The following is a 23,977-nucleotide window of genomic DNA, read 5'->3' as shown; positions in this document are numbered from 1 at the left end:
ATTACAAATAACTGTCTGCTTCAATTTCGCCCTTGTTGCCGATAAATCGGATTTCTGGCGATAAACTCACCAAGAATTTTTGTAATACACATTTTTTTATATAACGAGCTAATTCAACCACATCTTGTGCTGTTGCTTGATTTTTGTTGACTAATACGAGCGCTTGTTGTTGATGCACAGCAGCTCCGCCTATTTGATAGCCTTTTAGACCACACTGATCGATAAGCCAACCTGCGGCTAATTTTATTTGTCCGTTAACTTGTGGATATATTGGCATGTTTGGGTAAATTTCAAGTAATTTGTCTGCCTCAATTTTGTCGATCACAGGATTTTTAAAAAAGCTTCCCCCATTGCCAAGCACTTTGGGATCGGGCAATTTACTGCGGCGAATTTCGCACACTTTATCAAAGACTATTTTGGGGGTGACACTTTTTGGATCAAAGTTTCGTAATTCACCGTAAGTTAATACTGGTTGCCACTGTTTGGCTAATTTAATACCAACATTGATAACCGCATAACCTTGCAAATATGCTTTTTTGAAGATGCTTTCACGGTATCCGTATTGACCATCGGTGACTGTGATGATGTTACCTGTGGCAAGCTCAAGCAGTTCCACATAATCAGCTACTTTTTGAAATTCAACTCCGTAAGCACCAATATTTTGAATAGGTGCCGAACCAACACACCCCGGAATTAATGCGAGGTTTTCAAGCCCTGATATATTTTGTTCTATCGTTTGCAATACAATATCGTGCCAAATTTCTCCTGCGCCAACTTTTAAATACCACGCTTGGTCGGTTTCGGTTATTGTGATGCCTTTGATGCGGTTAACAATTACAATACCATCAAAATCACAGGTAAAAAGAGTGTTACTGCCTTCACCTATAATCATAATCGGTAAATGCGGCGAGTTATCTTGCCAAATTTGTTGTAATTGTTCGACTGTTGTGACAGTAATAACTTTTTGAGCAAAAACAGTTAGACCAAATGTGTTAGGAATTTTTTGTTTCATTAATAATCACTACCTTTATTTTGTGAAAGTAGACACCCAAGTGTAATTCGATTTTATCTGTTGTTGTTATGATTTGGGCTCTATTGTACTTGCTTTCTATATTATCACAGGGTTGATGTTATTTGATGATTTATTTGGTCATGAATGCATTTGAATTTTTTTATAAATTTGCTGTTGTGTGTATTTTACTAAAACAATGTTATTTTTTTATAAAAAGCATGAGCCAGATCAAATTAACAACATTATTTATACAAATATTCAACTATTCGATTAAAGCAATGCTTAAATCTTTTTTGTTTTTTGCTATTATATATGGCAACTATACGAGTAATAGTTTTATGAATTATTGTTAGCCCAAAAATAGTCGTCGGTATTTAATTAGCTGTGATTGATTATATCTATTGTGCTTGACTTAAGTGTTGTTTATCAGTTAGAGGATATTATGAAAAGAGTATTTATTATGATCCTAGATTCGTTTGGGATCGGCGGTGCTGAAGATGCCAAAAAATATGGCGATGAAGGAGCTAACACTTTAGGCCATATTGCTGAAGCTTGTGCTTTAGGTAAAGCGGAACAAGGGCGCACTGGGCCATTAAAATTGCCAAATTTAGGTAAATTAGGTTTAATCGAAGCGGCGTACGAATCAACTGGCTATTACCCAAAAGGTATGCAAACTGAAGGCGAAATTATTGGCTCTTACGGCTATGCGAGCGAAATTTCTTCCGGTAAAGATACGCCGTCAGGACATTGGGAAATCGCCGGCGTGCCCGTGCTATTTGATTGGGGCTATTTTACCAATACCACTAACAGCTTTCCTCAAGATCTTTTAGATAAAATCGTTTCTCGCGCTAAACTTCCCGGATACCTTGGCAATTGTCATTCATCTGGCACCGTTATTCTTGATGAATTGGGTGAAGAGCATATGGCTTCTAATAAGCCAATTTTTTATACTTCTGCCGATTCAGTATTCCAAATTGCCTGTCATGAAGAGACTTTTGGTTTAGATAGACTGTATGAAGTTTGCGAAATTGCTCGCGATGAACTAAATAAGGGTAATTACAATATTGGCCGTGTTATTGCAAGGCCATTTGTAGGTAAAAAACCGGGCGAATTTGTACGTACAGGTAACCGTCACGATCTTGCTGTTGAACCACCAGCACCAACTATGATTAAAAAGCTTGTTGACGAAAAACACGGTACAGTGGTGTCAATTGGTAAAATTGCCGATATTTATGCCCACGTTGGGATCACCAAGAAAGTAAAAGCAACCGGTCTTGAAGCCCTGTTTGATGCATCACTGGAAGAAATCAAACAAGCTAAAGATAATACCATTGTCTTTACCAATTTTGTCGATTTTGACTCTTCTTACGGTCACCGTCGTGATGTTTCGGGTTATGCTGCTGCGTTAGAATATTTTGATCGTCGTCTTCCTGAAATGTTAGCACTCATTGAGCCCGGCGATCTGCTTATTATCAGTGCCGATCACGGCTGCGATCCAACTTGGGCTGGTACCGATCATACTCGTGAACATATTCCTGTCATTGTTTATGGCGACAGTGTGCCAGTAGGATCTTTAGGTCATCGTGAAACATTTGCCGATATTGGACAAAGTGTTGCCGATTATTTTGATTTATCGCCAATGGATTACGGTAAATCGTTTATAAAAAAGAAGTAATTTAAATTTGAGTCATACCGACTTAGTAATAAATATCAGGAGAAGTTAATGTCTACCCCGCATATTAATGCCATTGATAATGCGTTTGCAAAAACCGTTTTAATGCCTGGCGATCCACTACGAGCAAAATTTATTGCAGAAACGTTTTTAGAAAATGCCCAAGAAGTAACTAATGTAAGATCGATGTTAGGTTTTACAGGTTATTATAAAGGCCAAAAGATTTCAGTTATGGGGCATGGTATGGGTATTCCATCTTGCTCTATTTATGCAACCGAACTGATTAAATTTTATGGTGTTGAAAACATTATTCGTATTGGTTCATGTGGTGCAATTAGCCCTAATGTTAATGTGGGTGATGTTATTGTTGGAATGGGCGCATGTACCGATTCAAAAGTTAACCGCTTACGTTTTAAAAATCATGATTTTGCCGCTATCGCTGATTTTGATTTGACCTGTAATGCCGTTAATGCAGCTAAAAAGTTAGGTGTAAATGTGAAAGTGGGTAATATTTTTTCTGCCGATCTTTTTTATAGCGTTGAGCCTGATATGTTTGACGTAATGGAAAAATATAATATTTTAGGTGTTGAAATGGAAGCTGCTGGGATTTATGGGGTTGCTGCCGAATATGGCGCTAAAGCACTGGCCATTTGCACGGTTTCGGATCATATTCGAAAAGGCGAAGCAATGTCGGCAGAGCAAAGACAGTTAGGCTTTAAAGAAATGATCACCGTTGCACTAGAGTCGGTATTATTAAATCAAAACTGAAACTAAAAATGGCAGAATAACTGCCATTTTTTTTAGCTAATCAATATTGATAGCGATAACAGTTTTCAAATGCATTATTCATATTTATGTGTAGTAGGTTATAAAAATCTTGTTTAATAAGGAAACAAAATGAACACCAAGTTACAACTTAAAATAATATTTTTTCTGCAATTTTTTATATGGGGAAGCTGGTTAATCACCTTAAATTATTATCTTGAGCATCAATTAAATTTTATTGGTATTGAGGTAGCTTCTGTATATGGTTCGATGGCAATTGCTTCACTAATTATGCCAAGTTTACTCGGTATTGTTGCCGATAGATGGATACCAGCCAATCGCCTTTATGTTCTTTGTCATCTAATTGGTGCTATAACACTAATTATTGCTGCATCTGTTACATCACCGTTAATGATGACAATTGTCATGTTAATTCACTGTTTAGCCTTTATGCCTACCATCGCTATTTCAAATTCAATTTCTTATTCATGTTTGAACTCTCAAGGACTTGATGTTATCACTCAGTTTCCGGGAATTAGGATATATGGTACTATCGGTTTCATCGTTGCAATGTGGATAGTTAGCTTTTTGAAATTAGAAGCTAGCAATACACAACTTTATATCGCCGCTGCGGGTTCTCTTTTACTAAGTTTGTATTCATTAACACTTCCATTTATTTCGACATCACAAAACTCAGATAAAAAAAGATCACTTATTAGCTCATTGGGGTTAGATGCGTTTGTATTATTCAAACAACCTAAAATGGTTATCTTTTTTCTATTTGCAGCTTTTTTAGGCGGTATTTTACAAATTACCAATACCTTCGGTAATTCATTTTTGCATAGTTTTGATGATATTCCAGAATTCAAAGATAGCTTAGCAATTCAATACCCTGCTGTATTACTTTCTATTTCACAAATTTCAGAAGTGATATTTATTTTATTTGTACCGTTTTTTATGAAGCGCCTTGGTATTAAATATGTTATGTTAATTAGTATATTTGCTTGGGTTGCTCGCTTTGGACTATTTGCTTACGGCGATCCTTCTCCTTTCGGTTTTGTATTATTACTTCTATCAATGATTGTTTATGGTTGTGCCTTTGACTTCTATAACATTTCAGGCTCGATGTATGTTGAAAAAACGGTCTCGCCAGATATCCGTAATAGTGCACAAGGGCTATTTATGATGATGACTAATGGAATCGGTGCTTATTTGGGAACAATGGCTAGTGGTTTTGTGGTCGATTATTATACTTCAGGAAAAACCGTAAATTGGCATGCTGTTTGGCTTGTTTTTTCAGGTTATGCTTTAGTTTTAGCTATTGTGTTTATGTTGATTTTTAAAAACGAACATTCAAACAAAGAAACAGCTCAAGCTATTAATTAATCATTTATTGTGTGGTAGGTTAAATTTAGCACTACCAATATAATGGCAACAATATAGGTTGTTGCCTTTTTAATTATCAATCAGTCAGCTTTAAAAATATGATTTACCACACAAAAAATCAATCAGTAATGCAAAATAGATGGCTGAAAGCTATCTTATCAAGGTACACTAACTGAGTTTATAATTCACAATGTTAGTATGCTATTTTGAGCTTTTTGATAAGTGTTTTTATATCATTATTACCAGAGCCCATTTAGCTTATTTAAATAGATTAAATTTTTAATGAAAAATCAAATAATACCCAAAGTCATATTACATGAGCATATTGAAGGGAGTATTACCCCAATGATGGCTCGCCAGTTAGCCCAAAAAAACAATATTCCGTTCCCTGCAACTTTATGTTATCCACCTGGCCAATATGATGCTAATGAGTATAAAAATGGTAGATATTCGTACGACGAATCTAAGTTTGAAGAGTTTATTAAAACGTATGATATCGTTTCTAGTTTTCTAAAAAATCCTGAAGATTATTACGATATTACTTATGATTTTCTTTTTAGAAATGCTAAACAAGGGTTAATTTATTGCGAGCTGTTTATCTCCCCTTTTCATATCTGTGCAACACCATCCCACGACGGGCAAGTTGTTTGGAATCAAGATAGATTTCACCAAACACTAAAGCAGATGGATAAGGCTATTATTGACGTTAGTCAGCAATATGATATTACTGTGCGATACCATGTAATTGGTGTTAGACATCTTGGTGCGAATGTGGTTTATGATACTCTGCAATTTATTCAAAATAACCCTCATCCGTTGATTACCGGTTTCAATATCGCAGGTAATGAAAAAGCAGGCCATTTTGATGATTTTAAAGCCGCCCATGAATTAGCCTCTCAACTTAATTTAAAAAAATCGTATCACGCAGGCGAAATAGACTCAGCCGAGAGTATTATTCAAGCGCTTAAACATGGTGCAAATAGAATTGGGCACGGTATTCGCGCCATTGAAGACAAAGTGCTTATTCGTGAACTGATCGATAAAAAAGTCACCCTTGAAATTGCCTTAACAAGCAATCGAATTTTAGTTAATGAGCTGCATGGCGATATTTATAAGCACCCCATTAGGCAACTTTATGACCAAGGCGTTCGCATTACGCTAAATACCGATGATGCAGGGATTTTTGGCACTGATATCGAAAAAGAGTATCACATTGCCCAATCGATTTTCTCATTTTCACGATTAGAATTGCTTGATATCACGCTCTGTGGTGTTCAGGCGGCATTTGTTGAAAACGCAGTTAAAAATCAATTAATTGGCAAAGTTCTAGCATATTTTACATCTGATGATAAGCAATTATTAGAAACATGCATCAATGACCAAAAATATCACCCAGCAATTATTGAACGTTTTTTAGAATATCAAAAATTGTTGGTAGCCATACCAATTAACTAAATTAGTTGTCAGAATAATAGGAGATTTGCATGAAAAAAACTAAGTTATCCCTCACCTTTTTAGCCCTATTTATTTCTGGCGCGGCATGTGCTGCAACAGTTGATTTAAGGATTATTGAAACAACCGACTTGCACGGCAATATGATGAATTATGATTATTTTAAAGATCAATCCATCGATGCTTTTGGATTAGCCAAAACTGCTAATTTGATTCACCAAGCAAGACGTGAAGTAAAAAATAGTGTGCTGGTCGATAATGGCGATTTAATTCAAGGTAGTCCAATGGCTGATTATGCAGTGCATAAAGGCCTTAACGATGGCGATATTCACCCCGTTTATAAGGCGCTCAATACGCTTGATTATGTTGTTGGTAATATTGGTAATCATGAATTTAATTTTGGGTTGGAATTTTTACAAAAAAGCCTTGCTGGTGCTAAATTCCCTTATGTTAATGCAAATGTCTATGATGCTAAAACCAATAAGCCGTTCTTCAAACAATATCTTATTGTCGATACCCCCGTCGTTGATAGAAGCGGCAATAAACAAACAATTAAAATTGGCTATATTGGCTTTGTGCCACCACAAATTATGCAATGGGACAAACTTAATCTTGATGGTAAAGTTGTGGTTAAAGATATTACCGAAACAGCCAAGCACTTGGTTCCAGAAATGAAAAAGCAAGGCGCTAATATCATTATTGCCATTCCCCATTCGGGTGTTTCTTCTGAACCTTATAAAGCTTTGGCCGAAAATTCGGTTTATTATTTAAGTCAAGTTAAAGGTATTGATGCAATTATGTTTGGCCATGCCCATGGCGTGTTCCCAAGCGAGGAGTTTAAATCATTACCAAATACCGATATCAAAACAGGTAACATTAATCATGTACCAGCTGTTATGCCTGGACATTGGGGTAGCCATTTGGGCGTGGTGGATTTAGTACTTGATGGCGATAAATCTAATTGGCAAGTGACATCAGGCAAATCTGAAGCTAGACCGATTTATGATGTCAAAAATAAAAAAGCACTAGTTGAAGCAGACCCTAAAATTATCGATATTCTAGCCAAAGATCACCAAGGTACGCGTGAATTTGTTGGCAAACCAATTGGTAAGGTTTCAACTGATATTACTAGTTATTTGGCCTTGGTTGAAGATAGCTCAGCGTTACAAATTATTAGCGATGCGCAGATCGATTACGTTAAGCAATTTATTCAAGGTGACCCTGACCTTGATGGATTACCTGTTTTATCGGCCATTGCACCATTTAAAGCAGGTGGCAGGAAAAACGATCCTAGCGCTTTTGTTGATGTTAAAAAAGGTAATTTGTCATTTAGAAATGCAGCAGATATCTACCTTTATCCGAATATTTTGTCCGCCATAAAATTGACAGGTAAAGACGTTAAAGAGTGGTTGGAATGCTCAGCGGGTGTCTATAACCAAATCGATCCCCATTCATCTCAACCACAATATTTGATTAATTGGGACAAATTTAGAACTTATAATTTCGATACCATTGATGGTGTGAATTATCAAATAGATGTCACTAAACCACCGCGTTATGATGCAAATTGTCAGTTAATTAACCCTTCATCAGAAAGAATTAATAGTCTGACTTATCGACAAAAACGGATTGATCCTAACCAAACATTTTTAATTGCCACCAATAATTATCGTGCTTATAGCGGTATATTTCCGGGAACAGGTGAAAAAAACGTCAAATTTAATTCACCTGATGATTTAAGAGTGATTCTTTCAGCTTATATCACCAACACCACCCAAAAATACGGCGCTGTGGAGGTTAGCGTCGACAATAATTGGCGAATTGCCCCAATTATTAGCGATACCAATTTGGATATTCGTTTTGAATCATCACCAACTGATGAAGCTAAAGATTATATTCAAAAGCATTCAATATACCCTATTCACTTTATCGAAAAAGATGACTCAGGTTTTGGGGTTTATCGACTTGATTTACAATCATTGGTTAACACTCAGCTCCAAAATTAATTAGTATTATTATGCCCTAAAGGATTTATAAATATGAAAATAGAAAAACTAATTGAGCTTGCTAAAACAGCACGTTCTAAAGCTTATGTGCCTTATTCTAAATTTCAAGTTGGCGCAGTGCTCATTACTGAAGATGATGAAGCAATTTTAGGTTGCAATGTTGAAAATGCCTCTTACGGCTTAACTAACTGCGCAGAACGCACAGCGATTTTTAAAGCAGTATCAGAAGGTAAACGTAAGTTCAAAAAATTGGTGGTAATTGGTGATACCGATGGACCAATTTCACCTTGTGGTGCTTGTCGTCAAGTTATTAACGAGTTTTGTGCTAAAAATATGCCGGTTATTTTGACCAATATGAACGGTAAAATTCAGGAAACCACTGTTGGAGAATTATTACCTTGGTCTTTTTCACCAAGTGATTTGGACTAATTTGTTCTTAATCATTTTCCTAACTAAGCTATTACACTTAGGGTGATTTAACAATTAAAGATTCACCCTATTATCAATATAAGAGAGTATCGTTATGAGATTTGTTGATATTATTGAAAAAAAACGCGACGGAAAAGCACTATCAACCGAGGAAATACAATTTTTTATTACAAACTACACTAACGGCAAAATTCCCGATTATCAAGTTAGTGCTTTATTAATGGCAATTTACTATCAAGGTATGACATCAAAAGAGTGTGCAGATTTAACCAGCGCAATGATGCATTCAGGCGATACAGTAGATCTTTCTTCAATTAAAGGCATTAAAGTGGACAAGCATTCAACAGGTGGGGTGGGCGATACAACAACATTAGTGCTTGCCCCTTTAGTTGCAGCCTTAGATGTACCTGTGGCTAAAATGTCGGGACGTGGACTTGGGCACACCGGTGGTACCACCGATAAATTTGAGTCTATTCCAGGATTTAAAATTGAATTAAGTAAACAAGATTTTATTAATCAAGTTAATCATAAAGGCCTTGCCGTGATTGGCCAATCTGGCAATCTAACACCAGCAGATAAAAAGCTATACTCGTTACGGGATGTAACAGGGACAGTTAATTCTATTCCGCTTATTGCAAGCTCAATTATGAGCAAAAAATTAGCCGCTGGCGCTGATGCCATTGTTCTGGATGTCAAAACTGGCGATGGCGCACTAATGAAAGAGATGGCCGATTCCGAAAAATTAGCCCATGAAATGGTGAATATCGGTAACCAAATTGGTCGTAGAACTATGGCTATCATTTCAGATATGTCACAACCACTTGGTTTTGCAATTGGTAATGCGCTTGAAATAAAAGAAGCCATTGATACTTTACAAGGCCATGGCCCCGCTGATTTAACTGAATTAGTTTTAACATTAGGTAGCCAAATGGTTGTGCTTGCCAATAAAGCCAAAACCTTGGAAGAAGCTAGAGCAAAACTTCAAGAAGTCATTAAAAATGGCAAAGCTATCGAGAAGTTCAAAACTTTAATTGAAGCACAAGGTGGTGATAGTTCTATTGTTGATCATCCTGAAAAACTAGCTAGTGCACCTTACCAAATTGCCCTACCGGCTCTTAAATCAGGTTATGTATCAAAAATTATTGCAGATCAAATTGGTATTGCGGCAATGCAACTAGGCGCTGGACGCGCAACCAAAGAGGACATTATTGATCCAGCGGTTGGAATCGTGTTACATAAAAAAGTGGGCGATCAAGTTGCCGAAGGCGAAGCATTGTTAACCATTCATGCTAGTACAGATAAGCTTGATGCGATTAAGCAAAAATTGTATGACAATATTATTATTAGTGATTGTGCCAATGAACCACAATTGATTTATAAAGTGATTACTGAGTAATCATTGGCAATAAGGATTTAGGAGGCACCATGTATAACTCAAATTTGAATAAAAAAATATCACTGCTTGTTGTTTTGGGGCTATTTTCAGTTAACGCTATAGCGGCTGCTTCAACAATACAATCAACAACACCAAGTTGGGAGAAAAACAAGCCTTATCAATTTACTATTTTACATACTAACGACCACCATGGTCGTTTTTGGCAAAATGATATCGGTGAATATGGTCTTGCTGCACAAAAAACAGTTGTTGATGAAATAAGAAAGGAAGTAGCCACGAAAGGTGGAAAGGTGTTGCTTCTATCTGGTGGTGATATCAATACTGGTGTTCCTGAATCAGATGTACTTCAAGCTAAACCAGATTTTTTGGGTATGAATGAAGTTGGATATGATGCAATGGCGGTGGGTAATCATGAATTTGATCACCCTTTAGCCGTTATTCGTGAGCAACAAAAATGGGCCCATTTTCCATTTTTATCTGCCAATACTTACTTTAAAGGTACTGATAATCGTGTTTTTGATGCTTATAAAATGTTTGATTTAAATGGCATTAAAGTAGCGGTATTTGGATTAACCACAGATGATACAATTTTTTTAGCCTCTCCCAAAAATACTGATGGCGTTGAATTTCGAAAAACATTACCTGAAGCACAAAAAGTTATTGCCCAAATAAAAAAGACAGAAAGTCCAGATATGATTATTGCTGTTACACATATGGGACATTACGAAAATGGAGAACATGGCTCGATGGCACCGGGTGATGTTGAATTAGCCAGAGGCTTGCAAAGTGGCGAATTAGATATGATTGTCGGCGGTCATTCGCAAAATCCCGTTTGTATGGCTAGCCCGAATAAACGCATTACCGAATATGTACCTGGTACCCCATGCGCACCCGATAAACAAAATGGCACATGGATTGTACAAGCCCATGAATGGGGTAAATATGTTGGGCGTGCTGATTTTGTCTTTTTAAATGGTAAAATAACTTTACAAAATTACCAGTTAATTCCAATCAATCTAAAAAAAGAAGTAGATAATGGTGACGGGACCAAACGCCTTGAATATTACACTAAAGAGATCTTACAAGATAAAACATTACTCGAAAATTTAAAACCTTATCAAGAACAAGGTAAACAACAATTACTGGTTAAAAGTGGTGAATTAATCGGTCGCCTTGAAGGTGATCGCAGTGTTGTAAGATATCAACAAAGTAATATGGGACAATTATTACTCAGCGCTTTTATCGAAAAAACCAAGGCTGACATTGGTATTATGTCTGGTGGTATGATTCGTGATTCATTAATTGAAGGCAATATTACTTATCGCGACATCCTAAAAGTTGAGCCTTTTGGTAATAGTGTTGTTTATTTTGAATTGACTGGTAGCGAATTAATCGATTACCTAAAAATAGCACTCAATAAAAAACAAGGTTCGGGGGGATATCCACACCTGAAAAATATCACTCTAACACGATCTGGCGATAATATTAAAGATGTAAAAATTAAAAATGAACCCATTGATTTACAAAAATCATATCGTATTGCTACACTAGATTTTTTAGCTGCAGGCGGTGATGGTTATCCAATAACCAATACTTCACCAACTTATGTGGATACTGGTTATCGAGATGCTGATGTTGTAAAACAATATTTTGAGGAACATTCGCCAATTAATGCATCTGATTATGAACCAACACAATTTATACACAACTAAATTATTTAAGGATGCCTGAGCGTAAATGTTTATTAGCAATACATTGTTCGAGAATAATCACCATATTATTCGGTAATCGTAACTAAGCTAACATAGCTGTAGTGCCGTGTTCAAGGTTTATACCCTATTGTTGGCACTACAGTTTTTTTGTAGTGCTTAATATTGAATGATTTTTATTTAGTAACTTATCAAAATATCATGAAATTTATTAATAATATTCAATAGTTCGTGTAGTTATCATGTGGTCATCACACTCTTTAACTATCCAATCACCTTTTCCATTATGTTTAGAAAATTGACACTCAAGAGTTGCTTTCTTGTTGTTATCAACATATTTTTTTAATTTGATTAGCTGACCTTGTTTATTATACTCCATAGTATATGTTTCATTACCGATCACTCTAGAAATCAACTGATTTTTATTATTATATTGAAATGTCATATTCTTATCAAAAAATAGTATCTTATCTTCATCATCGTAGCCGACAGAAACTGAGCGAAGTTTATCTAACTCCCCCATTTTTTGAACAAATTTTGTTCTATAGTCTGTTTGGAAAATATCAAATAAATCGGTTTTATTATAATTATCGGTTGCAAACGGATTCGTATAGTTTTGATTTATGCTAGGCAAAGACATGGTAAAATAATCATAAAATTTCCAGCTAGTTCGTTCTGTTTCTAAATCGTCAGAAGCGACAATACTACGCTTCAGTACATAATTATAACTTTTAGTTGTCTCAACAAAAGAAGTAACTAACCCACTATCATCAAAATTCATTTCAAAAACAGAGCTGCCGCCATTATCTAGCAAATGTTGATATTGACCCAATAACTTGTTTTTTATATTGCCTGTTGCAGACTTAATACGATTTTGGGTAAGGGCATGATCAAAAAAGTAATACATTACAACTTGGTTAGTTGAGCGAGCTAAATTTTCTGAAGGATTTGCTTTTGCAAATAATACGGGATCTGATTCTATACCCCAATCATTAATGATGCGATTATATGAAAAAAAATATTTTCTTATTTTTGCTACTTTTTCTTTATCGTAATATGCATAAGTAAAATGTTCCTGATCCCATTTGTTCTCATCCTCACTATAAAAAAATGACTGTCTTACTGAATCATCGTTATCAAAGATAAACTCACCATTGACCAATTTAGCTAACTTAATATCAGACGATATTTGATTTGGAAATTTCCCATCGATGAGTTTAGGGTAACTATAGGCAAAATGTGCATCTTTTTTATTTTCGTCTAACTCTCCAGCATAAAAATATTGTTTAAAGATATCATTATTAACCCAAGAAGGAATTTGTTCAATATTATAAGTGACTGTTGCAAATGAATTTACATTATTGCTCATACCTAAAAAAAATAGTTTATCTAAAGTCACTTGTCCAAAACAAAAACTACCTTTTTTAAATTTTGTGTCGCTGTTTAATTTAGCTAATTGATAGGTTGTGGTTTGGTTGTTAGCATCTAATGAACGGTCTAATAAACCTAAGCTTGTAAAAACTTCTAATCGCCGATTTAATTCGTTATTTATCCATACTTCCGATCGTTCGTTTGCTGGATAACTGAGATCTTTTTTAAGGTAAGGGAATGTTACTTTGCCTAGATAGAAACAAATTGGTTTGTCTTGATCTTCCAGTGTTGCTTTAATTTCTTCCGTTAATTTTACTTTACTTTTATCACATCCTGACAGTATAACCAATAATGTCAGTGGAACAACATTAAAATATTTTTTCATTGTTTTTGATAGTCCTTTTCCTATTACTTTTATTTCTGATAAATCTTTTAAGAAATAATCCATTTTTGATTGTAACATGATTTAGGTAAGGTGATAAGTTTGCTCATTTTTCTTATCTGTTCTAGATCAATATTTGGACAGATTATTATTGATGATTTTTGCTAAAGAACTAAAATTCATATTGATAATATTCAATATTAAAATAGCTATATATCGGAAGGACTTTAATAAAAAAATAGGGACAATCGTCCCTTAATTTTTAACATGTTGTTTATTTATTTTTTTTAAACGCGGCAGCAAATGCATTACCCATCGCATTATTGACACTCGACGATGTGTGCGTTTTTTGGGTATTATTGACGCTCCCTTTATTAATAGATTGACGATTGTCAACTTTCGAAATAGCAGGATCATTTAACCGCATTGATAAAGCGATACGTTTGCGTGGAATATCAACTTCAATCACTTTCACTTTAACAATATCACCAGCTTTTACCACTGTTCTTGGATCGTCAACAAACTTATCTGAGAGTGCCGAAATATGCACTAAACCATCTTGGTGCACCCCAATATCCACAAAAGCACCAAAGTTGGTTACATTGGTTACCGAACCTTCCATAATCATGCCAACTTTTAGATCTTCCATCGTTTCGATATCATCAGCAAATTGAGCGGTTTTAAATTCAGGCCTTGGATCACGTCCAGGTTTATCGAGCTCTTTAATAATATCAGTTACAGTTGGAACGCCAAAATGGTCATCAACATAATCAACTGCGTTAAGCGATTTTAAGTAATTTGTATCACCTAAAATCTCTTTTAATGATTTATGATTTTTTTCTAAAATTCGCTCTACGACAGGATAAGCCTCTGGATGAACCGCTGATGCATCAAGTGGATTTTTACCATCCATAATCCGTAAAAAACCAGCACACTGCTCAAATGCTTTAGGACCTAAGCGTGATACTTTTAATAACTGCTTACGGTCGGTAAATTGTCCATTTTCATTACGCCAATCAATGATATTTTGGGCAATCACTTTATTAAGTCCAGCAATACGTGCAAGTAGCATCATTGAGGCGGTATTCAAATTAACACCAACGGCATTTACACCATCTTCAACAACTGCATCAAGTTTTTTAGCTAACTGAGTTTGGCTTACATCATGCTGATATTGACCCACACCAATTGATTTAGGATCGATTTTAACAAGCTCTGCCAATGGGTCTTGTAAACGCCTAGCAATAGATACCGCACCTCGAATCGATACATCAAGATCAGGAAACTCTTGCGCCGCAAGTTCGGATGCTGAATACACTGACGCTCCAGCTTCGCTAACAATCACTTTTTGCGCTTTGACCTCTGGGTATTTTTTTTGAACATCAAGATAAAAACGCTCAGTTTCGCGCGAAGCCGTACCATTGCCAATAGCAACTAATTCAACTTGGTACTTGATACAAAGCGCTGCCACCATCATAGCCGCTTTATCGGCTTGCCCAGTATGTGGATAAATTGTTTCAGTCGCAACTAATTTACCAGTTGCATCAACAACCGCTATTTTGACCCCAGTACGTAATCCTGGATCCATACCCATAGTCACTTTCATACCTGCCGGAGCTGCCATTAACATATCATGCAAGTTGGCAGCAAATACATTAATCGCTTCTTCTTCGGCGCGTTCTCGTAATGTTGTCATTAATTCGGTTTCCATGTGCATTAAAATTTTAATGCGCCATGTCCAATTAATAACGGCTTTACGCCATTTATCCGCAGGCTGATCATTAAAATGGACACCTAAATATTCAGTAATAATTTGTTCACAATAGCTTTCCTTTGGTGGCTCTTCAAATTGTGGATCGGCATTTAATGAGAGCTGTAAATAGCCTTCATTTCTCCCTCGGAACATAGCTAATGCACGATGAGATGGAACTTTAGAAATAAGTTCGCTTTGCGAAAAATAATCTCGGAATTTTGCCCCCTCGTCTTCTTTGCCACTCACCACTTGTGAAACTAAATGAGCGTTATTCCAAAGATAATGACGTACTTTTGCCAGTAATGTCGCATCTTCAGCAAATTTTTCCATTAAAATATAACGCGCACCATCTAATGCTGATTTTGTATCAGTGATACCTTTATCTATATTGAGATATTTTTCTGCTTCGATTTCTGGATTTAATAAAGGATTTTGCCACAAGTCATCAGCAAGCGGTTCAAGCCCAGCTTCAATCGCAATTTGACCTCGAGTACGGCGCTTAGGTTTATATGGCAAATAAAGATCTTCAAGTTCGGTTTTACTCAACGTTGATACAATACGTTCACTTAATTCTGGCGTTAATTTACCTTGATCTTCTATCGACTTTAAAATTGTTTGTTTACGATCTTCAAGCTCACGCAGATAATTCAATCGGCTATCTAAATTACGTAATTGGGTATCATCAAGCCCACCAGTAACTTCTTTTCGATATCGCGCAATAAATGGAACAGTGCTACCTTCGTCTAATAATTGAATCGCAGCTAAAACTTGTTCTGGTTTTACTATAAGTTCACCAGCTATAATATGACTAATTTGATTATTTACCATGGTATCTCTGAATATTTTGTCAATTAACGGAATTTATCTTCAACATGCAAAAAGCTAATTATATAACAAGAGAGGGCTATTTAGCACTCGATCGTGAGCTAAAATATTTATGGAAAGAAGAAAGGCCTAAAGTTACCCAGGCGGTATCAGATGCTGCAGCGCTTGGAGATCGCAGTGAAAATGCCGAATATATCTATGGTAAACGAAGACTCAGAGAAATCGATAGACGAGTTCGTTTTCTTGCCAAACGATTAGAATCATTGACTATTATCGATCCAGATCCAAGACAAGAGGGTAAAGTATTTTTTGGTGCATGGATAAAGTTAGAAGATAAAAATGGAAATCTACACGTTTATCGCATTGTGGGGGCTGATGAGTTTAATCCTAAAAAAAATTGGATATCCATCAACAGCCCTGTAGCAAGAGCATTAATAGGACATAAAGTTGATGATGAAATAACCGTTATCACCCCAAATGGAAAAACGTTTTATTATATTGTAGAGATCAGCTACACAAAGTTAGAGGTTTAACTATATAAATTATTAAGCATTAAGTATATAATCATACTAACATATTGATAATTAATTTAATTTATTATGATTTCCATTGATCAGATCTATATCTATCCAATCAAATCGATGCAAGGCATACCGCTAACAACGGCAAATACTGGCGATGGGGGCTTTGCACACGATCGTATTTTGATGCTTAGTGAACCCGATGGTTCATTCATTACTGCAAGGCAGTACCCTGAACTTTTGAAATTCAAAACATCTATAGTAAAAAATGAAGTATACGTTTCGCTATCTTCAACAAAAATGATAAAATTCAATCTTGATGAATTTTCATTAAGTAATGAGCCGACCGAAATTTGGGGAAATCATTTCACCTCGCAAATTGCTCCCATACGAGTAAATCAATTTTTCAGCAAAATTCTACACAAAGACGTGCAATTACGATGGGTTGGCCAACAATTAACTCGTCGAACAAAACGCTACCCAGAAGTACCGGTTAGTTTTGCTGATGGTTATCCTTATTTGTTATTAAACAAGGCTTCATTTAATTATTTACAACATCAATGCCCTGAACAACTCGATATTAGGCAATTTCGAGGTAATATTATTATTCAAGGAGCACTCCCTTTTGCTGAAGATGGTTGGAAGACAATCAAAATTGGCGAGGTGATTTTTGATATCGTTAAACCTTGTACTCGCTGTGTACTAACAACAATTGATGTCAATTCAGCAAAACCATTAGCCAATAATGAACCGCTTAATACATTACGATATTTTAGAGCTGATGAACAAGGTCAAATTGATTTCGGTATGAATATGATTGCCCGAAATCATGGCACCATTTCGATTCACGATAAAATAGAGATATTGGAAAGGCAAGTAGCCAAAAACTATATAAAAACCTTTCCACCAGAAATAAAAACTGAAACACAACTTTGCACAATTACTTTTGAAGATAAAACTATTAAAGGTAATAATAAGCAAACCATTTTAGAGCAGTTAGAACAACATAAAATAGCATTACCTTATTCCTGTCGTTCGGGTATTTGTGGGCGTTGCTCAGTTGTTTTAAAAAAGGGAGAAATAAGTGCATTAACTCAGTCAGCTATAAAACGTAATAATCGAATTTTAGCCTGTAGCTGCATTCCTAAAGGAGATATTACTATCGAATCACCTAAAAAAGGATGAAACTGATATGTCCATTATTCTACTTATTTTGATTTTTACTATTAAGAAATAGCTTCTAATTCACAATGTTCTACCAATCCCATCTGCTCAGATAAAGATTGCGACATAGGCTTTAATCTGTCATTCATGACTTTAATAGCTTCAGAAAAACTGAACGTCTTGTTCATAGCAACAAAAGAAGGCTGCGCAATAATACAAAGCGAAGCATTTTCACCCGCCTCGACAATCATCAAACAAACCTTTTGTCCACCTTCTTGCAAACTCACCTCGACAACATCGGCGACTTTTGGAACGTATAACATTGGCTGTTGAGAGAAGTACCAGCTTTTAGGCATTTGAGGTTTTAAAAAATTAGCCGCAACAATAGCATTAATGGATAATTCAATTTTTTGTGCATCATTCAAATTAAGCGACTGGCAACTATCATGAAATTGATAATAAGATGTTGCATCGCTAACAGAAAATGAAAATTCACCAAAAACATCAGGAATTAGCATTTTACTTGGATAACAAGAACGGAATAACATTTCAGATGAAACTTCAAGCATTAGGCTATCGTATTCGCTGTCAAAATACCAACGCCAACAATCAGTCGGCCGAAAAGCCATTTTCATTGATGTATCATCCTCGCTAATTGAACTAAATTTAGCCAAAAAGATAACATAACTTAGATAAAAAATAAATAAAAATTTAAAATAAAAATTATTTAATTATATAATTTTTAAAAATTTTAAATAACAAATAAAAGGATCCAAAAAATATAAGTTAGATCTAATTAAGATCCATTTCGATCCTTTTGGATCAATTTTTTATGGAAAACTCTACACATAAAAAAAAGGTGCTTTTCAGCACCCTTTCATTTAGTCATAAATTATGGTTTAGCTTGCAACATTAATACGCTTCATATCAGTCATATAACTACGTAGTTTACGACCTATTGCTTCTATTGGATGATTACGAATTTCTTCGTTTACATCGCGTAATTGAGCATTATCGACGCTACCTTCAGGAATTGCTTTACCAAGATCACCCGGTTGTAACATTGGCATAAATTTTTCTTTTAATAACGGTACAGCGGCATTAGCAAATAGATAGTTACCATATTCAGCTGTATCAGAAATTACCACATTCATTTCATATAGACGTTTACGCGCAATAGTATTAGCAATGAGTGGTAATTCATGTAACGATTCATAATAAGCTGATTCTGGTAAAATGCCTGACTCAAGCATAGTTTCGAATGCAAGTTCAACACCAGCTTTAACCATCGCAACCATAACGACACCTTGGTCAAAGTAAGCTTGTTCATCAATTTTTCCTTGATATTCAGCTGCTTTTTCAAATGCGGTTTCGCCGGTTTCTTTACGCCATTTAAGTAGGTTAACATCATCATTTGCCCAATCTTTCATCATGGTCGATGAAAATTCACCAGATATAATATCATCCATATGTTTGCGATAAAGATCAGTCATGATCACTTTCAATTCTTTTGCTAAAGCATTAGCTCTTAATTTAGCTGGATTTGATAATCGGTCCATCATTAAGGTAATTCCGCCTTGTTTTAACGCTTCAGTGATTGTTTCCCAACCAAATTGGAGTAATTTGCACGCATAAGCAGGATCAACACCATCAGCAACCAGTTTATCAAAACAAAGTAAAGATCCAGTTTGCAACATACCACAAAGAATTGTTTGTTCACCCATTAAATCTGATTTAACTTCAGCAACAAATGAAGATTGTAAAACACCTGCACGATGTCCACCTGTTGCTGCTGCCCATGCTTTAGCAATAGCTAAACCTTCACCTTTCGGATCGTTTTCTGGATGAACGGCGATCAGGGTCGGTACACCAAAGCCACGTTTATACTCTTCACGCACTTCAGTTCCTGGGCATTTAGGTGCTACCATAACAACGGTAATATCAGAACGGATCTTTTCGCCTACTTCAACAATATTAAAACCATGTGAATAGCCAAGTGCTGCGCCTTGTTTCATTAGTGGTTGGATTGCTTGCACAACAGCAGAATGTTGCTTATCTGGAGTTAAATTAATAACAAGATCAGCAGTTGGAATCAATTCTTCATAACTTCCTACTTTAAAACCATTTTCAGTTGCTTTTTTCCAAGATGCTCGTTTTTCAGCAATGGCTTCTTTACGTAAAGCATAAGATATATCTAAACCCGAGTCTCGCATATTAAGACCTTGATTAAGTCCTTGTGCACCACAACCTACTATGACAATCTTTTTACCTTTTAAAAAATCAGCTTCAGATGCAAATTCATCACGAGCCATAAAACGGCATTGACCTAGTTGTTCTAATTTTTCACGTAAATTTAGGGTATTAAAATAGTTTGACATTATTCTCTCCAAGCGTTGAGTTATTTATAATCGACATCAACCACTATATAGTAATTTTAATATTGCTAAAATTGATATATTTAAAATACAATATTGCATAAATCGCAATACTCTTGCTAAGTTAAGTACTTTCTTTTAATCTAAGCCACCCTCAATTCATCAATAAACCAATATGGATGCTCGATATCTGCAAGCAAATAAAGAAGCCAAACTTTCGTTATTGTTAACTTTTATTTATCTTCTAGGATGGATCGTTTGTGCTTACTGCGTTAGTGATAAAATAGGATTTTTAGGATTGCCATTATGGTTTGAACTGTCATGTATCATGGTACCTTTGGGTTTTATATTACTGTGTTGGGTAATTGTAAAATTTCAATTTAAAAATATGTTATTAGAACAAACTAAGTGATTAAACAATGCATTTTGATATTATTTTACCACTTGTCATCTATCTTATTTTTGTTTTCGCGTTATCAATTTATGCTTATGTAAAACGAAAAAAAGTTAATCAATTTACTGACTATTTTATTGGTAATCGCACAATGGGTGGCTTTCTACTTGCGATGACACTTGCTGCAACATATATTAGTGCAAGTTCATTTATTGGCGGTCCTGGAGCAGCATATAAATATGGTCTTGGTTGGGTACTTTTATCAATGATTCAGGTTCCAACCGTATTACTTTCACTTGGTATTTTAGGTAAAAAATTCGCCATTTTAGCGCGAAAATATAATGCAATAACACTAAGTGATATGCTTTATGCACACTATAAAAGTAGGACCATTGTTTGGTTTGCAAGTATTGCTCTTGTCGTTGCATTTATTGGTGCTATGACAGTACAATTTGTCGGCGGGGCTCGATTACTACAATCATCAGTAGGTATTCCTTATCATACTGGGCTATTAATATTTGGTATTGGTACTGTTGTTTATACCGCATTTGGCGGTTTTAGAGCCAGCATTTTGAATGATGCATTTCAAGGTTTAGTAATGATTATTGGCGCAATATTATTACTTGGTGCGATTATCTATGCAGGCGGTGGAATTACGACAATAGTTGATCGATTAATGGAAATTGATCCTGCACTTTTAACACCACAAGGGCCCAATAATTTCATGGACTTGCCGTTTATGGCATCATTTTGGATATTGGTTTGTTTTGGTGTGGTTGGTTTACCTCATACAGCAGTGCGTTGTATGGCCTATAAAGATAGCAAAGCCGTGCATCAAGGAATTATTATTGGTACTATTGTTGTTTCTGTGATTATGCTAACCATGCATTTATCTGGCGCTTTAGGCCGAGCTATTATTAGTGATTTAACAATTCCAGATCAAATAGTGCCGACATTGATCATAAATGTATTACCTCCTTTTGCAGCAGGTATCTTTTTGGCGGCACCTCTTGCTGCGATCATGTCCACTATTAATGCTCAGTTATTACAAGTATCATCAGTTCTTATTAAAGATCTATTTTTAAACATCAAACCTCATGTTAATTTTAGCGATAAATTTCTCACTCATATATCAATCACTATCACTTATATTTTTGGTGGATTGCTTATTTTAGCTGCATGGACTCCTCCTGACATGATTATTTGGTTAAATTTACTTGCTTTTGGAGGGCTTGAAGCTGTTTTTCTATGGCCGTTAGTGCTTGGGTTATATTGGAAAAACGCTAACGCTACAGGGGCGCTTTGCTCAATGTTAACTGGCGCTGTGAGTTATACATTATTAGCAAGTTATGATATTAAACTATTATCTCTCCACCCAATAATACCATCTTTAACTATTGGATTTATTGTTTTTATTATAGCCAATATGTTTGGCAATAAAAGGAAAAATTATGCCTTGGATTCAACTCAAAATTAATACAACTAGTGATATTGCCGAACAAATTAGCGAGCAATTAGAAGAATCAGGCGCAGTATCTGTCACATTTCAAGATACTTATGATACTCCTGTATTTGAACCATTACCCGGTGAAACTAAACTTTGGGGTAATACCGATGTTATTGGCCTATATGATGCTCAAACAGATATCAATGAATTAAAATCTATACTAAATCTTGCTCAATATTCTTATAAGATTGAACAACTAGAAGATAAAGACTGGGAACGTGAATGGATGGATAACTTTCATCCTATGCAATTTGGTAAGCGACTTTGGATTTGTCCAAGTTGGCGTGATGTACCCGATACAAACGCAGTTAATGTTATGTTAGATCCTGGTTTAGCTTTTGGTACGGGCACTCATCCCACAACGGCATTATGCTTAACTTGGTTGGATAGCTTAGATCTGAAAGATAAATTAGTAATTGATTACGGTTGTGGGTCTGGTATTTTAGCAATTGCAGCACTTAAATTAGGTGCAAAGCGAGTAATTGGTATCGATATCGATCCTCAAGCTATTCAAGCTAGCCGTGACAATGCGCAGCGTAATGATGTCAGCGAAAGGTTAGAACTTTATTTATCAAAAGATATCCCTGATAATTTACAAGCAGATATCCTCGTTGCCAATATTTTAGCCGGTCCGTTAAAAGAGCTTGAACCACATATAAGTAAATTAATAAAACCACAAGGTAAGCTAGGCTTATCGGGTATTTTAGCGACTCAATCACCGAGTGTTTGCATGGCTTATCAACCTCATTTTACATTAGATCCTGTTGTTGAACAGGAAGAGTGGTGCCGCATCACTGGTAAAAAAAATTAAAAAAATAACGTTACCCCCTTTTAAGTTAGAGAAAAAATGCGTAATATAGCCGGCCTTAATTTGCTTAGCATTGGTGAGATTAAATTAAAAAATAATTTAATTGCTGCACCAATGGCTGGAATCAGCGATAAACCATTTCGTAATTTGTGCTATCAGTTTGGTGCTGGTATGACAGTTTCAGAAATGTTTTTAGCAAATTCGGATGTTTGGCATACCGATAAATCAGCTCTGCGGATGATTGCAAGCGAGGATATTGGTGTTCGTGCAGTACAAATTGTTGGTTCTGATCCCGACGAAATGGCTAGAGCTGCAGAATTTAACGTTAAACATGGCGCCCAATTGATTGATATCAATATGGGGTGCCCAGCTAAAAAGGTCAATAAAAAATTGGCAGGATCTGCTTTAATGCAGTATCCAGAACTTATTAAAAAAATTTTGCAGAAAGTTGTCGGTGCAGTTGATGTTCCGGTAACATTAAAAACGCGGACTGGATGGAATAAAGATCATAGAAATTGCATAGAAATCGCACAAATTGCACAGGACTGTGGCATAAAGGCAATTACTATTCATGGAAGAACACGTGCTTGCTTATTCAATGGTGTGGCAGAATATGATTCTATTAAGGCAGTTAAAGAAAAAGTTACAATTCCTGTAATTGCCAATGGGGATATTTGTACACCTGAACAGGCAAAAGATGTTTTTCAATATACGCAAGCTGATGCTATAATGATCGGCCGAGCGGCACAGGGGCGACCTTGGATATTTGAAGAAATTGCATTCTATTTAGCACATGGACAGTTACAGAAAAATAAAAGTATTGATGAAGTAGAACAAGTTGTATTGTCACATCTTGATGAACTTTATCAATTTTATGGAGAATACAAAGGATTAAGGATTGCCAGAAAGCATGTAAATTGGTATACCAAGAATTATGCTGACAGCGATCAATTCAGGCGCTTATTTAGTGTACTTAGCAATACAAGTGAGCAAGTAAACACTCTAAAAGCATTTTTTAGTCAAATTAGAAACAACCCAAAGAGTTAAGAA

Annotated in this window: 18 protein-coding genes and 1 pseudogene; 14 read left to right on the top strand and 5 right to left on the bottom strand. The window is 35.6% G+C overall.

The genetic code is table 11. From position 1 onward, the window contains the following. Position 1: 1 nt before the first annotated feature. On the bottom strand, positions 2 to 1,012 hold the full coding sequence (gene murB, locus GYX25_RS01300) for a UDP-N-acetylmuramate dehydrogenase (protein WP_091347267.1): 1,011 nt from the start codon (positions 1,010 to 1,012) through the stop codon (positions 2 to 4). 442 nt (positions 1,013 to 1,454) lie between these two features. Between murB and GYX25_RS01295 the strand changes: the two genes are divergently transcribed. The 8 genes from GYX25_RS01295 to ushA all read left to right on the top strand — a co-directional run bounded on the left by GYX25_RS01295 (position 1,455) and on the right by ushA (position 11,830). Further along, entirely contained in the window at positions 1,455 to 2,687 is a 1,233-nt protein-coding gene (locus GYX25_RS01295) for a phosphopentomutase (RefSeq protein ID WP_174786501.1), read from the top strand. A 48-nt stretch (positions 2,688 to 2,735) separates the two neighbouring features. Next, positions 2,736 to 3,452 carry a purine-nucleoside phosphorylase gene (deoD, locus tag GYX25_RS01290; protein WP_091347273.1) on the top strand — a complete coding sequence of 239 codons (717 nt, stop codon included), beginning with the start codon at positions 2,736 to 2,738 and terminating at the stop codon, positions 3,450 to 3,452. A 129-nt stretch (positions 3,453 to 3,581) separates the two neighbouring features. Beyond that, positions 3,582 to 4,835: a nucleoside permease gene (locus tag GYX25_RS01285; RefSeq protein ID WP_091347274.1), complete on the top strand. Its 1,254-nt coding sequence runs from the start codon at positions 3,582 to 3,584 to the stop codon at positions 4,833 to 4,835. Positions 4,836 to 5,117: 282 nt separating this feature from the next. Next, positions 5,118 to 6,290 (top strand): adenosine deaminase, encoded by a 1,173-nt coding sequence (gene add / locus GYX25_RS01280; RefSeq protein WP_174786500.1) that lies wholly within the window; start codon positions 5,118 to 5,120, stop codon positions 6,288 to 6,290. Between the two features lie 29 nt (positions 6,291 to 6,319). Beyond that, positions 6,320 to 8,293: a bifunctional 2',3'-cyclic-nucleotide 2'-phosphodiesterase/3'-nucleotidase gene (locus tag GYX25_RS01275; protein WP_174786499.1), complete on the top strand. Its 1,974-nt coding sequence runs from the start codon at positions 6,320 to 6,322 to the stop codon at positions 8,291 to 8,293. A gap of 33 nt (positions 8,294 to 8,326) precedes the next feature. Next, on the top strand, positions 8,327 to 8,722 hold the full coding sequence (locus GYX25_RS01270; protein ID WP_174786498.1) for a cytidine deaminase: 396 nt from the start codon (positions 8,327 to 8,329) through the stop codon (positions 8,720 to 8,722). Between the two features lie 94 nt (positions 8,723 to 8,816). Next, positions 8,817 to 10,118 (top strand): pyrimidine-nucleoside phosphorylase, encoded by a 1,302-nt coding sequence (locus GYX25_RS01265; RefSeq protein ID WP_174786497.1) that lies wholly within the window; start codon positions 8,817 to 8,819, stop codon positions 10,116 to 10,118. A gap of 29 nt (positions 10,119 to 10,147) precedes the next feature. Next, positions 10,148 to 11,830 (top strand): bifunctional UDP-sugar hydrolase/5'-nucleotidase UshA, encoded by a 1,683-nt coding sequence (gene ushA / locus GYX25_RS01260; RefSeq protein ID WP_174786496.1) that lies wholly within the window; start codon positions 10,148 to 10,150, stop codon positions 11,828 to 11,830. A gap of 208 nt (positions 11,831 to 12,038) precedes the next feature. Here ushA and GYX25_RS01255 read toward each other — a convergent pair whose 3' ends face one another. After that, positions 12,039 to 13,661 (bottom strand): hypothetical protein, encoded by a 1,623-nt coding sequence (locus tag GYX25_RS01255; RefSeq protein ID WP_174786495.1) that lies wholly within the window; start codon positions 13,659 to 13,661, stop codon positions 12,039 to 12,041. A gap of 333 nt (positions 13,662 to 13,994) precedes the next feature. Beyond that, positions 13,995 to 16,161: pseudogene (locus GYX25_RS01250) on the bottom strand (Tex family protein); the annotation flags it as partial. A 44-nt stretch (positions 16,162 to 16,205) separates the two neighbouring features. On the opposite strand from GYX25_RS01250, the gene greB reads away from it, so the two are divergent. After that, positions 16,206 to 16,691: a transcription elongation factor GreB gene (gene greB / locus GYX25_RS01245; RefSeq protein WP_174786493.1), complete on the top strand. Its 486-nt coding sequence runs from the start codon at positions 16,206 to 16,208 to the stop codon at positions 16,689 to 16,691. Positions 16,692 to 16,757: 66 nt separating this feature from the next. Beyond that, positions 16,758 to 17,864, top strand: a complete 1,107-nt coding sequence (locus tag GYX25_RS01240; RefSeq protein ID WP_174786492.1) for a YcbX family protein — start codon at positions 16,758 to 16,760, stop codon at positions 17,862 to 17,864. A gap of 41 nt (positions 17,865 to 17,905) precedes the next feature. Here the strand turns inward: GYX25_RS01240 and GYX25_RS01235 are convergent, their stop codons facing one another. Then, complete coding sequence (locus tag GYX25_RS01235) at positions 17,906 to 18,478, bottom strand: cell division protein ZapC (RefSeq protein WP_202983792.1); 573 nt, start codon at positions 18,476 to 18,478, stop codon at positions 17,906 to 17,908. Positions 18,479 to 18,742: 264 nt separating this feature from the next. Continuing rightward, positions 18,743 to 20,221, bottom strand: coding sequence for a ketol-acid reductoisomerase (ilvC, locus tag GYX25_RS01230; protein ID WP_091347294.1), 1,479 nt, complete (start codon positions 20,219 to 20,221; stop codon positions 18,743 to 18,745). Between the two features lie 172 nt (positions 20,222 to 20,393). On the opposite strand from ilvC, the gene GYX25_RS11340 reads away from it, so the two are divergent. Genes GYX25_RS11340 through dusB form a run of 4 tightly spaced genes read left to right on the top strand, consistent with a single transcriptional unit; the run spans position 20,394 to position 23,974 of the window. Next, entirely contained in the window at positions 20,394 to 20,630 is a 237-nt protein-coding gene (locus GYX25_RS11340; RefSeq protein WP_091347295.1) for a YhdT family protein, read from the top strand. Positions 20,631 to 20,637: 7 nt separating this feature from the next. Then, a complete protein-coding gene (panF, locus tag GYX25_RS01220; protein ID WP_174786491.1) occupies positions 20,638 to 22,089 on the top strand; it encodes a sodium/pantothenate symporter in 1,452 nt (483 codons plus the stop codon). Further along, entirely contained in the window at positions 22,064 to 22,930 is an 867-nt protein-coding gene (gene prmA, locus GYX25_RS01215) for a 50S ribosomal protein L11 methyltransferase (protein WP_160402580.1), read from the top strand. The genes panF and prmA overlap by 26 nt, the downstream gene beginning before the upstream one ends. A 36-nt stretch (positions 22,931 to 22,966) precedes the next feature. Beyond that, positions 22,967 to 23,974: a tRNA dihydrouridine synthase DusB gene (gene dusB / locus GYX25_RS01210; protein ID WP_160402579.1), complete on the top strand. Its 1,008-nt coding sequence runs from the start codon at positions 22,967 to 22,969 to the stop codon at positions 23,972 to 23,974. The last annotated feature ends 3 nt before the right edge of the window (positions 23,975 to 23,977 follow it).

Source organism: Gilliamella sp. ESL0254, assembly GCF_013344985.1.
Classification (GTDB): Bacteria; Pseudomonadota; Gammaproteobacteria; order Enterobacterales; family Orbaceae; genus Gilliamella; species Gilliamella bombicola.
Note: the sequence above shows the minus strand (reverse complement) of the source record. Positions and strands in the feature narration are given on the sequence as shown.

What these genes read in the sequence shown, in the direction of transcription:
- add (WP_174786500.1), top strand. Translation starts at nt 5,118, where the DNA reads ATGAAAAATCAAATAATACCCAAAGTCATATTACATGAGCATATTGAA.
- GYX25_RS01270 (WP_174786498.1), top strand. Translation starts at nt 8,327, where the DNA reads ATGAAAATAGAAAAACTAATTGAGCTTGCTAAAACAGCACGTTCTAAA.
- GYX25_RS01265 (WP_174786497.1), top strand. Translation starts at nt 8,817, where the DNA reads ATGAGATTTGTTGATATTATTGAAAAAAAACGCGACGGAAAAGCACTA.
- greB (WP_174786493.1), top strand. Translation starts at nt 16,206, where the DNA reads ATGCAAAAAGCTAATTATATAACAAGAGAGGGCTATTTAGCACTCGAT.
- panF (WP_174786491.1), top strand. Translation starts at nt 20,638, where the DNA reads ATGCATTTTGATATTATTTTACCACTTGTCATCTATCTTATTTTTGTT.
- ushA (WP_174786496.1), top strand. Translation starts at nt 10,148, where the DNA reads ATGTATAACTCAAATTTGAATAAAAAAATATCACTGCTTGTTGTTTTG.
- GYX25_RS11340 (WP_091347295.1), top strand. Translation starts at nt 20,394, where the DNA reads ATGGATGCTCGATATCTGCAAGCAAATAAAGAAGCCAAACTTTCGTTA.
- dusB (WP_160402579.1), top strand. Translation starts at nt 22,967, where the DNA reads ATGCGTAATATAGCCGGCCTTAATTTGCTTAGCATTGGTGAGATTAAA.
- GYX25_RS01235 (WP_202983792.1), bottom strand. Translation starts at nt 18,478, where the DNA reads ATGAAAATGGCTTTTCGGCCGACTGATTGTTGGCGTTGGTATTTTGAC.
- murB (WP_091347267.1), bottom strand. Translation starts at nt 1,012, where the DNA reads ATGAAACAAAAAATTCCTAACACATTTGGTCTAACTGTTTTTGCTCAA.
- deoD (WP_091347273.1), top strand. Translation starts at nt 2,736, where the DNA reads ATGTCTACCCCGCATATTAATGCCATTGATAATGCGTTTGCAAAAACC.
- GYX25_RS01295 (WP_174786501.1), top strand. Translation starts at nt 1,455, where the DNA reads ATGAAAAGAGTATTTATTATGATCCTAGATTCGTTTGGGATCGGCGGT.
- GYX25_RS01285 (WP_091347274.1), top strand. Translation starts at nt 3,582, where the DNA reads ATGAACACCAAGTTACAACTTAAAATAATATTTTTTCTGCAATTTTTT.
- GYX25_RS01240 (WP_174786492.1), top strand. Translation starts at nt 16,758, where the DNA reads ATGATTTCCATTGATCAGATCTATATCTATCCAATCAAATCGATGCAA.
- prmA (WP_160402580.1), top strand. Translation starts at nt 22,064, where the DNA reads ATGCCTTGGATTCAACTCAAAATTAATACAACTAGTGATATTGCCGAA.
- ilvC (WP_091347294.1), bottom strand. Translation starts at nt 20,221, where the DNA reads ATGTCAAACTATTTTAATACCCTAAATTTACGTGAAAAATTAGAACAA.
- GYX25_RS01275 (WP_174786499.1), top strand. Translation starts at nt 6,320, where the DNA reads ATGAAAAAAACTAAGTTATCCCTCACCTTTTTAGCCCTATTTATTTCT.
- GYX25_RS01255 (WP_174786495.1), bottom strand. Translation starts at nt 13,661, where the DNA reads ATGTTACAATCAAAAATGGATTATTTCTTAAAAGATTTATCAGAAATA.